The sequence below is a fragment of the Streptomyces sp. NPDC054961 genome, from assembly GCF_053609145.1.
Window position 1 is genome coordinate 73,211 of sequence record NZ_JBSGWY010000037.1, and the last position, 7,991, is coordinate 81,201.

Genomic DNA, 7,991 nt, shown 5'->3' on the forward strand with positions numbered 1-7,991 from the left:
CGGGGTGGGGCGGCGCGGCGGAGGACCTGCTCCGGGCCGGGGGGGGGGGCGCGGTGGCCTGGTGGGTCGCCCGGGGGGGGCCGGCGCCCCGGGGGGGGGGGCCGGGCCCCCCCCCGGCCCGGCGTCCGGCACGGCCCGGCGGATGCGGGCCAGGATGCGCTCCTTGCCGCTCATGGGCGTTCCTCTCGTTCGCGCTGCGCCCACCAGTCCCGGAACGGCCGCGCCGGCGGCTCCGGCAGCTCCCGGCTGTCCGTCCAGGCCCGCCCCGGGCCCGGCAGCCGGCGCGGCCGCAGCCGCCGGGCCCGGCTCAGCAGCCGCTCCCCCGCGCGCAGCGCGCCCGGCCGGTCCAGGAGCAGCCGGGCGGCGCGCAGGGCGGCCCGCTCGGCGGCGTGGCCGCGGGCGGGGCGGAGCCGGACGCGGACGCCCTCGCGGGTCACCGGGCCGCCCTGGACCACCCGTTCGCGGAGGTGGACGAGGACCTCGGGGATGTCGATGGCGACCGGGCAGACCTCGTAGCAGGCCCCGCACAGCGTGGAGGCGTACGGCAGGGTGGCGTCGATCTCGCTCTGCGTGCCGCGGAGTTGGGGGCTGAGGATGGCGCCGATCGGGCCGGGGTAGACGGAGCCGTAGGCATGCCCGCCGGCGCGCTCGTAGACGGGGCAGACGTTGAGGCAGGCGGAGCAGCGGATGCAGCGCAGGGCCTGGCGGCCCACCTCGTCGGCGAGGGTGTCGGTGCGGCCGTTGTCGAGGAGGACGAGGTGGAAGACGGCGGGCCCGTCGCGGTCGGCCCCTCGCGACGGCCCCGTTCCGGTCCACATCGTCGTGTACGGGTTCATCCGCTCGGCCGTCGAGGAGCGCGGCAGCGTCTGGAGGAAGATCTCGAGGTCCCGGAAGGTCGGAACGACCTTCTCGATGCCGACCACCGAGATCAGGGTCTCGGGCAGGGTCAGGCACATCCGGCCGTTGCCCTCGGATTCGAGGACGACCATCGTGCCGGTCTCGGCGACCATGAAGTTGGCTCCGGACACGGCGACTTCGGCCCGCAGGAACTTCTCGCGCAGGTGGAGGCGGGCGGCTTCGGCCAGCTCGCGCGGGTCGTCGCCCAGGTCCTGGGGCGCGGGGCGGCCCCAACGGCCCATCTCGGCGGCGAAGACGTCCCGGATCTCGGTGCGGTTGCGGTGGATGGCCGGGACCAGGATGTGGGAGGGCCGGTCGTGGCCGAGCTGGACGATGAGCTCGGCGAGGTCGGTCTCGTACGCGGCGATGCCCGCCGCCTCCAGGGCTTCGTTCAGGCCGATCTCCTGGGTGGCCATGGACTTGACCTTGACCACCTCGCGCGCGCCGGTCGCCCTCACCAGCTCCGTCACGATCCGGTTCGCCTCGTGCGCGTCGGCCGCCCAGTGGACGGTGCCGCCCGCGGCGGTGACGGAGGCCTCCAACTCCAGCAGGTAGTGGTCGAGATGGCGCAGCGTGTGGTCCTTGACCGCCTTGCCGGCGGCGCGCAGCCGGTCCCAGTCCTCGAGTTCGGCGACCGCCGCGGCCCGTTTGTCGCGGATGGTGTGGGTGGCCCGTCGGAGGTTGGCGCGCAGCACCCCGTCCCCCACCGCCTCGCGCGCGGCCGCCGGGAAGGCGGGGAAAGCGGGCATGCCGAGGTGCGTACGCGTCATCGCAGGGGTTCCTCCTCGGTGGCGGCCAGGATCTCGGCGAGGTGCAGCGCCCGCAGCGGGGCCCCGGCGCGCCGCAGGATGCCGTCCAGGTGGGCGAGGCAGGAGCTGTCGGCCCCGCACAGCACGTCCGCGCCGGTCGCCAGCGCGCCGGCGGTCTTGTCGGCGCCCATGGCGGCCGACACGTCCGGGTTCTTGACGGCGAAGGTCCCGCCGAAGCCGCAGCATTCCTCGGCGCCGGGGAGTTCGCGCAGTTCCAGGCCCCGTACGGCGCTCAGCAGCCGTCGGGGCCGGTCCCCGAGCCCGAGGACCCGCAGCCCGTGGCAGGACGGGTGGTAGGTGACGGCGTGCGGGAAGTACGCGCCGGCGTCCGTGACCCCGAGGACGTCCACCAGGAACTCGGTGAGCTCGTACACCCGCGGTACGAGGTCTTCGGCCAGCGCGGTCAGGGCTCCGCCGCGCCCCTCGGCCTCGGCGGCCCGCCCGATCCGGGGGTAGTGCGCGCGGATCATGGCGGCGCAGGAGCCCGACGGGGTGACCACGTACGCGTACCCGGCGAAGGCTTCCGCGGTCCGGCGGAGCAGTGGCTCGGTCTCGCGCCGGTAGCCGGTGTTGTACTGCGGCTGCCCGCAGCAGCTCTGCGCCGCGGGGAAGTCCACGTCCACGCCGAGCCGCTCCAGGAGGCGGACGACGGCGATGCCCGTGCGCGGGTAGAGGGCGTCGTTGACGCACGTGACGAACAGGGCGACGCGCATGACGGGCAGAATAGCCCCGTGAAGAAGTTCTCAGTGATCGGTATAGGCGCGGGCGACCCGGACCACCTGACCCTCCAGGCGGTCAGGGCGATCGGCGCGGCGGACGCATTCCTCATCCTGGAGAAGGGCGAGGAGAAGGCGGATCTGACCGGGCTGCGGCGCGCGATGCTCGACGAGCACGCCCGCCCCGGACACCGGCTGGTGGAGGGCCGCGACCCCGATCGCGACCGGACCCCGTCCGACTACGCCCCCACCGTGGACGGCTGGCGCAGCGCGCGGGCCGAGATCTTCGAGCGGTTCGTCGCCGAGGACCTGGCGGAGGGCGAGACCGGGGCGTTCCTGGTCTGGGGCGACCCTTCCCTCTACGACTCCACCCTCGCGATCCTCGACGAGGTGCTGGAGAAGGGCCGGGTCACCTTCGAGCACGAGGTGGTGCCCGGCATCAGCAGCATCTCCTCGCTGCTGGCCCGGCACCGCACCAACCTCAACCGGGTGGGCCGCCCGGTCCAGATCACCACCGGGCGACGGCTCGCGGAGGGCTGGCCGGCGGACGTGGACGACGTGGTGGTGATGCTGGACGCGCGGCACGCCTTCACCGCCCACCTCGACCAGGACCTCACCATCTACTGGGGCGCCTACGTCGGCACCCCCGACGAGATCCTGGTCTCGGGCAAGCTGGCGGAGGTCGCCGGCCGGATCGAGGAGCTGCGCGCCGAGGCCCGCGCCCGCAAGGGCTGGATCATGGACACGTACCTGCTCCGGCGCGGCTGAGCGCACCTGCGGCCCGGGCCCGGTCGGCCCAGGCCGCGCCCAGGCCGCGCCCAGGCCGCGCCCAGGCCGTGCCCAGGCCGTCTCTAGGCCAGGAAGCCCGGCAGGACCTCGGCGAGGCGCTCGTACTCCTCGGCGCGGTTGTAGAGCTGCCCGCACACCCTGATCCCGCCACCGCCGGCCCAGGGCCAGATCAGGACCCGGATCCGCGCCTGCGCCGCGATCCGCTCGCGCAGCTCGGTGGCGTCCTCGCGGGTCTCGGCGGTACCGGCGGGCAGCCGCAGGGCGCGCATGGACAGGCCCTCGGTGTGCGGGAGCGGGGTGAGTCCGGGGATCTCGGCGAGCAGGGCCGCGCCGTAGGCGGCGAGGGCGCTGTTGTGGGCCCGGACCTTGGCGGCGTCGAGCCGTTCGAGCAGTTCGAGGCCGTCCGGGGCGGCGAGCCAGCCGGTGTAGTCATAGGTGGCGCGGTAGTCGACCGAACGCGGGAAGCCGAGGTGGTCCTCCCAGGAGGGCGCGAGCGCGCGGACCCGGTCCCGGTGGCCGGGGGCCACGGCGAGCAGCGCGGTGCCGGACGGGGAGTAGCCCCACTTGTGCAGGTTGCCGAACCAGAAGTCGGCGCCGCCGCCGAGCGGGTCGGCGAGCATGCCGGGCGCGTGGGCGCCGTCCACGACGGTGGTGACGCCCCGGGCCTTGAGGTCGGCGAGCAGCCGGGGCGAGGCGATGAGCCGGGCGGTGGGCGAGCTGATGTGGTCGAGGAGCGCCACCTTCGTGCGCGGCGTCAGTCCGGCCAGCACGGCTTCGCGGACGGCGTCCTCGTCGGGGAGGCGCGGGTCCAGGGCGACGGTGGTGACCGTGGCGCGGCGGGCGGCGGCGTCGACGACCGTGCCGTAGCCGTGGTCGGTGACCATGATCTCGTCGCCGTCGGCGAGCGGGATGGCGTCGAGGGCGAGGGTGGCGCCTTCGGTGGCGTTGGCGATGAAGGCGATCCCGTCGGGGTCCGCGCCGCCGAGGCGGGCCGCGATCCGCGCGCGGGCGTCGGCGAGGCGGTCGGAGGCGGCCAGGAAGAAGGCGTCGGGGTCGGCGTGCGCCTCGGCCCGGAAGGCGGCGTGCGCCTCCTGGACGGGGAGGGGAACCGCGCCGAAGGAGCCGTGGTTGAGGTGGGATACGGCGGGGTCGAGGCCGAACAGGGCCCGGCCGCCGGGGAACTCTGCGGGGCGTATCGACTCGATGGGCGCGTTCACGTACGTGAACCTCCGGGGGTGCGTGCGCTGGTGACCAAAGGATCATCTCCCGGCGGCGCGCGCGCCGAAACCCCCTCCCGGCGGCGCGGCCCGACGGCGGCCGGACCGTACGGCCGGACCGGCCGGAGTTCGCTCGTTCGGCGGACGCGCCGCCCACGATCCGCCCCTGGACCCCCGGACCCCCAGGCCCTGAGGGCCGGCCCGGCGGCCGCCCTCCGGCCCCGGCGGGCCCCTCCGGCCTACCTCCGGCCGCTGGTGGCCGCGTAGTACTGCAGGTCCTGGACCTCCACCGTGCGGTCCACCGGATACGGCAGCTCGACCCGCGCCCCGGCCTTCCCGTCCCGCACCACCGCCGCCGAGCTCGTACCGGCGTTCAGCGCCAGCAGCTCGGAGTGCAGCCCGACCGGGGCCTGGTAGGCGCCCTTGGACGCTCCGACGGCCGTACTGATGCTCGCGGGCGCGGCGAGGAAGCTGAGCACCTCCACCGTGTCCCGGGGCGCCGCGCTCCCCTTGCGCAGGGACATCACCAGGGACTGGTCGCCGGTCGGGTCGGCGGCGGCGTACTGGGTGCGCGAGGTCAGGTAGAGGGTGTCCCGGACGATCTTCGGCCAGCTGTCCGTCTTGAACTTGGTGAGGTAGTAGGAGGACAGGTCGAGGTAGGCGTAGCCGTTGTGCAGGGACGGGGCGAACTGGCTGCCCTCGCTGTAGTCGTTCCAGGTGGTGAGCTGGACCCAGTCGGCCTCGTCCTCGATGGCGCGCGTCCACGTGGTGCGCAGGGTTGCCGTGTTGCCGGCCTCGTCGTAGATCCCCTGGTTCGGGCGGGCGTCCTGGACCGACACGGGCTGCATCCAGATCTTGCCCAGGCCGTGGGCGCGCCGCGCGTCCCGTGCGGAGCCCTCCTGGCCGACGTAGCTGCGGCTGCCCCACTCGGAGAACCCGTGGCTGATCGGTGCGAACTGGTCGCTGTTCGCGCCGAAGTCGAGGAAGAGCGGGACGAACGCGGTGCGGATGCCGTGCTCGGCCTTCAGGATGTCCATGACCTGGGTCCACCACGCGACGCTCTTGGCCTCGGCCTTGAACGGCGAGACGACGAGCCGTCCGTCGGGGAGCCGGTGCGCGGACGGGGCCTTGCCGATGTCCGCCAGGGAGGCGGCGAGTTCCCGCGGGTCGTCGGTCTTCAGGGAGGTCATGTCCGGCATCAGCATGATCTTGAAGGCCGGGTCCACCGAACGGGCCGCGTCCATCAGGAGGCGGGACCGTTCCCAGTTCTTCCCGGAGAGGGAGAGCAGGTCGAGGGTGAAGCCGTCGATGCCCGCGGCCCGGGCGGTGCGCACCTCCTGCTGGAGGTTGGCGAGTTCCCAGTTGCCGTCCTGGGGCGGGACGGGCAGCGGCCGGTCGCGCAGCAGCCCGCCGTAGCGCCCGTGCTTGCCGCCCTCGCCGTCCGGGTTCAGGTAGTTCCGGGAGTAGTAGTCCGCGTCGGCGCTCGCGTTGTCGAGGGAGAGCGGGTACGGCGTGAAGTAATGGGCGAAGACCAGCTTCTTGCCGGCGTCGCCGGAACGCAGGACGGCCGGCTGCGGCAGGTCGAAGGGCAGGGCACCCGTAGGACGCGCTCCGGCGTCCGTCCCGGGCCGGGGAGTCGCGGTGGCCGCGCCCTTGGCCTCGCCTTCGGGGCTCGGCGCGTCCGGGCCCGGAGTGGTCTCGGCGGTGGCACCGGGCGTGGCGCCGCCGGAACCGTCCGCCAGGACGTCTCCGGACCCCGGCCCCGGGCGGTCCGACCGGCCGGCGACGGTGCGCGGTTCCCAGGCGAGGCCCGCGGCGGCGCAGACGCCGACCAGGAGGAAGGCGGACAGGACGAGGGCCAACAGGGGTCTGCGGGCCCGGAAGCCCGGCCGGCGCCGGTGCGAAGGGCGGCGTCTCGCCCTTCCGGCCCGCCGCTGGTCCTCATGCATCGTGACGCCCTCCCCGAGTGTGCCCGCGCGTCGGGCTGCACAGCAGTACAGCCGATTCCCGGCCCCCGGACAACTGTTCGCCGGAGCCGGGCCCCGGCACGTACGTCACGGGGACCACGGGGACTACGTACGGGAGGACGTGACCCGCGGTTCCCGGCGGGGAGGCAGCGGGCCCGCACCCGGCCACCTTCGAACACCCCAGGGAGCACGGACCGTTCGGGCAGTGGACAAAGGCATGCCACCTGTACAACTGCTGCGATCACCGGGCGGCGCGGGCCTTTCAGCGGAATAGGGAATTCCCCTGGCCATCCGTCAGAACTGGCGCATACTCGTCTCCACGCGGCCTGAAACACCCCTCCGGCCGCACATGGTCACGCATGCATGGGGGGCATCGTGCCGATGGGGAAATCCATGAGCGCCGGGATGATTCCGGCTACGTCCGCCGAGCTGTCCCGCCTGCTCACCGCCGTACGGCGGGGCCGGGTGCTCACCGTCACCGGGCTGTGCCGCGAAGCCCGGAGCCTGCTCGTACGGGAGATCGGGGAACGGCTCGCGTCCAACTTCTACGACGGGGTGGCCGTGATCCGCCTCGACCACCGCTTCGGAATCCACGATCTGACGGGCGCGCTGAGCCGCGTCCCGGGCACGCCGTTCCTGCCGTACGGCGCGGCGGACGCGGCTTCGTGGCTGGCCGAACGGGACATGCTGCTCGTCCTCGACGGCTCGGACCTCCTCGCGTCCGAGGCCGTGGACTGGCTGGGGCGCCTGCTCGCCGTGGCCCCCGGGCTGCGGATCCTGGCCGCCGGCCGGCACCCGCTGGCCTTCGCGCAGGAGCGGGTGCACCGGCTCTGACCCGGTGCGCCCGGTCCCGCGCGGGCAGCGCGGTCCGCGCCGCCCGCGCCGTCCGCCCCTACGGGGCGGCCCGCCAGTCCTCCACCAGCAGCCCCATCGTCACCTCGTCCAGGTATTCCCCGCACACCCAGGCCGACCCGCGCAGGGTCCCTTCCATGACGAATCCGTTCGCCTGAGCGGCCCGGACCATGGCGGCGTTGTCGGCCAGGGTGTCCACCTGGAGCCGGTGCAGCCCGCGCACGGAGAACCCGTAGCGGCACAGCAGCCGCACGACGTCCTCGCCCAGACCGCGGCCGCGGCAGCCGGGGCGCAGGGATATCCCGAGGTGCGCGGAGCGGTTGTGCGCGTCGATGGCCCAGAGCAGGGCCTCCCCGGCCAGTTCGCCGGTGGCCCGCTCCACCACGGAGAACACGGCGACGTCGTCGGAGGGCTCGGACGGCTCGTACGGGGAGTGCCCGCTCGCCGCGCCCACCGGCCGCCAGGGCCGGGTGTCGCCCCGCGAACGCGTCACGACGTCCTCGTACAGCTCCGCGTGGAGCACGGCGACGTCATCGGTGTGCCGAGCGCGCAGCTCGGCCAGTTCTCCTTGGATCATGGGGACTTACTAGCCCCCGCGGGACCCGGCCCACAACCGGATTTCCGGGGCCGGACACGGGTCAGCCCCGGCCGGCGCGGGCCGGGCCGGGGCGGCCCGGGCGACGGCGGGGGGGCGGGGGGCGGGCGCGGCGGGGGCCGTAAAATCAAGTACCCCGCCCGCGCCGA

General features: G+C 74.5%; 7 protein-coding genes. 2 read left to right on the forward strand and 5 right to left on the reverse strand.

The window, feature by feature from the left end; all coding sequences use genetic code 11:
* Positions 1–170: 170 nt before the first annotated feature.
* Positions 171–1,667, reverse strand: a complete 1,497-nt coding sequence (locus ACWF9Z_RS27970; protein ID WP_453606313.1) for a lactate utilization protein B — start codon at positions 1,665–1,667, stop codon at positions 171–173.
* Positions 1,664–2,419 carry a (Fe-S)-binding protein gene (locus tag ACWF9Z_RS27975; RefSeq protein ID WP_453606315.1) on the reverse strand — a complete coding sequence of 252 codons (756 nt, stop codon included), beginning with the start codon at positions 2,417–2,419 and terminating at the stop codon, positions 1,664–1,666. Before ACWF9Z_RS27975 ends, ACWF9Z_RS27970 begins: the two co-directional genes overlap by 4 nt.
* 18 nt (positions 2,420–2,437) lie before the next feature.
* Between ACWF9Z_RS27975 and cobF the strand changes: the two genes are divergently transcribed.
* Positions 2,438–3,190 (forward strand): precorrin-6A synthase (deacetylating), encoded by a 753-nt coding sequence (gene cobF / locus ACWF9Z_RS27980; protein ID WP_453606316.1) that lies wholly within the window; start codon positions 2,438–2,440, stop codon positions 3,188–3,190.
* A gap of 83 nt (positions 3,191–3,273) precedes the next feature.
* Here cobF and ACWF9Z_RS27985 read toward each other — a convergent pair whose 3' ends face one another.
* Together ACWF9Z_RS27985 and ACWF9Z_RS27990 are read right to left on the reverse strand one after the other, a co-directional pair.
* A complete protein-coding gene (locus tag ACWF9Z_RS27985) occupies positions 3,274–4,428 on the reverse strand; it encodes an aminotransferase class V-fold PLP-dependent enzyme (RefSeq protein ID WP_453606318.1) in 1,155 nt (384 codons plus the stop codon).
* A 239-nt stretch (positions 4,429–4,667) separates the two neighbouring features.
* Entirely contained in the window at positions 4,668–6,377 is a 1,710-nt protein-coding gene (locus ACWF9Z_RS27990) for an endo-1,3-alpha-glucanase family glycosylhydrolase (protein ID WP_453606320.1), read from the reverse strand.
* Between the two features lie 411 nt (positions 6,378–6,788).
* Between ACWF9Z_RS27990 and ACWF9Z_RS27995 the strand changes: the two genes are divergently transcribed.
* Complete coding sequence (locus tag ACWF9Z_RS27995) at positions 6,789–7,229, forward strand: hypothetical protein (protein ID WP_453606321.1); 441 nt, start codon at positions 6,789–6,791, stop codon at positions 7,227–7,229.
* Positions 7,230–7,287: 58 nt separating this feature from the next.
* Here the strand turns inward: ACWF9Z_RS27995 and ACWF9Z_RS28000 are convergent, their stop codons facing one another.
* Positions 7,288–7,824, reverse strand: a complete 537-nt coding sequence (locus ACWF9Z_RS28000) for a GNAT family N-acetyltransferase (RefSeq protein ID WP_453606323.1) — start codon at positions 7,822–7,824, stop codon at positions 7,288–7,290.
* Between the last annotated feature and the right edge of the window lie 167 nt (positions 7,825–7,991).

Excerpts from the sequence above, each read along its gene's own strand:
- ACWF9Z_RS27990 (WP_453606320.1), bottom strand. The coding sequence starts at position 6,377 with ATGCATGAGGACCAGCGGCGGGCCGGAAGGGCGAGACGCCGCCCTTCG.
- ACWF9Z_RS27970 (WP_453606313.1), bottom strand. The coding sequence starts at position 1,667 with ATGACGCGTACGCACCTCGGCATGCCCGCTTTCCCCGCCTTCCCGGCG.
- ACWF9Z_RS27995 (WP_453606321.1), top strand. The coding sequence starts at position 6,789 with ATGAGCGCCGGGATGATTCCGGCTACGTCCGCCGAGCTGTCCCGCCTG.
- ACWF9Z_RS28000 (WP_453606323.1), bottom strand. The coding sequence starts at position 7,824 with ATGATCCAAGGAGAACTGGCCGAGCTGCGCGCTCGGCACACCGATGAC.
- ACWF9Z_RS27975 (WP_453606315.1), bottom strand. The coding sequence starts at position 2,419 with ATGCGCGTCGCCCTGTTCGTCACGTGCGTCAACGACGCCCTCTACCCG.